A 2,576-nucleotide genomic window follows, 5' to 3' on the forward strand; every position below is an offset into this window, starting at 1 on the left:
ACTTGCTCATCCTTCCTTCCCAAAAATACCAACGCTCCCGACTCCAAGCGCCGTACCCTGTCTCCTGTTCTATACAACCTCGTATCCGCCAACCAAGGAACATACACAAATGACGCCGCCGTCCTGTCCGGATCTCCAACATATCCTTTCGCTACGCAAGGCCCTCCAACATAAAGCTCTCCTACGCCTCCTTTCGCTTGCAGCTCACCCCCTGCATCAACGACATACAGCCCTGTGTTCGCCATCGCATACCCTATCGGTATCTCTTCTCGCGTTGAATCCCCTGCCCTTAAATGCGCGCTTGCATCATATAAGCTACAACCTACCACCGTTTCCGTCGGACCATAGTGGTTGTAAAGTTGACTTTCACTAAAGGTATCTTGCAACCGCGCAGCCAGCCCCTCCGTTAGCGTCTCCCCTCCTATCACCAGAACATGCGCTCCGCTGACCTTATCCCCATTCAGCAATTCAAGTAATGCCTCACAATGCATCGGCGTCAAACGATATAAACTCGCCTCTGAGCTCCCTCGTAACCGCTCGACTAATCCCTCCAACTCCTCTCCCCAAGGCGCTAAGTTCACGCACCCTCCCACCAAAAGAGGCAAATATAAACTCGGAACGCCTATATCAAATGCATGCGACGTCAACACATAGCTTCCTGTCAACTGCTCTTGATAGTACGCTTTTAGACCATAGCCACAGTAATCTATTAATCCTCTGTGACTTACCTCCACCCCCTTTGGCTTACCCGTCGACCCTGACGTATAAATCACATAGGCGCTATCCGCTAAGGTATGTGTCACTCCCACCGGATGGCTGTCATAACCCGATAAGCCCCACTCATCCTCATCCAGCATTAACACATCTACCCCTGAAACCGGTAAAATTTCTAATAAACATGTCGATACCAAAACCTGAGTCACATCCGCATCGTTAAATATATCTGCTAAACGTGCCGTCTGATTATCCGGGCTCAATGGGATATAGCTCGCACCCGTCGCCATCACCCCTAGCATCGCCACCAAGAGCGTGACATCTCGCGTCATCACCAACGCAACTCGCTCTCCTACCCCTATATCCTGCTCTTGAAGGTAATGTGCCAACTGATTCACGCGACTGTACAGCTCTCCATAGCTCAGTGCGTGTGAATCATCCCGTACCGCTATTCTCTCCGGCGTCTGCTGGGCTTGTCTCGCAAACTGCTCTACTACACTTTCTCCTCGCCGATAATCACAGGCCGCACCTACGCTCTCTTCTATCAAGCTTTGACGCATTTCATCGTCATACAAGGCTAAACTTTTGCAGCTACCTTGGGCTCCCTTCGCGATACTCTCCAATAGATACTCAAAGCTACGGGCATACGCCGCTATCGTCGCTTCTGTAAACAAGCTCTGTTGATACCGCCAATGGCATAGCAACTCGCCTTCTCCCTCCGAGCAAGTCAAATCCAAATCAAACCGTACCTGCTCTTGACTTTGTTGGAGTGGTTTCAGCCTCGCCTCTCCCAAACTCAACCCTTCATCGTCACTGCTGCGATGGTTCTGTAGCACCAACTTAACCTGACACAAGGGGTTATATGCTAAGCTTCTATCTGGGTTTAATGCCTCTACTAACAGCTCAAAAGGGAGCCCTTGATGCTGATAATCTGCCAGCGTATCTGCCTTTATCTGCGCCAATAACGCCGTAAATGGCTGCGCTAAATCAACCTGTGTTCGACTCACCAAGGTATTGATAAAAAACCCTATTAATGGCGACAATTCACTCTCACTACGCCCCGCTGTCGGTACGCCTAAGACGATGTCCGACTCACCGCTTAAGCGGCTCAATAACACCGCAAAAGCACCTTGCAGTACCATAAATAACGTGACACCTGCGCTTTGCGTTAGCGCTTGTAACCCTGCCAATGTCTCTTTGCCTATCCGACTACGCACATATCCAGAGGTAAATTCTTGCTTGGCTGGTCGCGGCTTATCTAATGGCAATCCGTGTAAGCTCGGCATGCCCGACAACCTAGCCTGCCAATACCTTAACAACTGTGCTTTGTTTTGCTCCGTTAACTGTTGCTGTTGCCAGTACGCGTAATCTCCATATTGGACCGGTAATTCAGGCACATCCGCTTCCCCGCCTGTTATCGCAGCTTGGTAAAATGCATTAAACTCTTTTATTAATAGCTGCATTGACCAACCATCCGATGCGATGTGATGCAACGTGAACAACAAAATATGCCGTGTTTGAGACTGTTTGATGATTTTTGTGCGCAACATTAAATCTTGGCTTAGGTCAAAAACTTCTCGTGCCGCATCATCCACTTGCCGCTGCACTTCATCTTCACCACAATCAACCAAATTCACCACTTCTACCGTCACCGCTCGGGCTGGCATTACCCGCTGCATACACACTCCATCGTGGGCTTCGAAACAGGTTCTTAACGCCTCGTGGCGGGCAACTATTTGAGTTAGACTGGCTTCTATGGCTGCAATATCCAGTACCCCATCACAGGCCAGTGCTGCTGCAACATTATAATGTTGACTGCCTTCTAGCTTATCGATTAACCACAGCCGTTGTTGTGAAAATGA

Annotated in this window: 1 protein-coding gene; it reads right to left on the reverse strand. The window is 49.5% G+C overall.

The genetic code is table 11. From position 1 onward, the window contains the following. A partial coding sequence (locus L1271_RS24530; RefSeq protein ID WP_235369043.1) for a non-ribosomal peptide synthetase occupies positions 1 to 2,576 on the reverse strand: 2,576 nt, incomplete at both ends.

It is taken from the genome of Pseudoalteromonas sp. OF5H-5, assembly GCF_021530695.1.
In the GTDB taxonomy this organism is placed as follows: Bacteria; Pseudomonadota; Gammaproteobacteria; order Enterobacterales; family Alteromonadaceae; genus Pseudoalteromonas.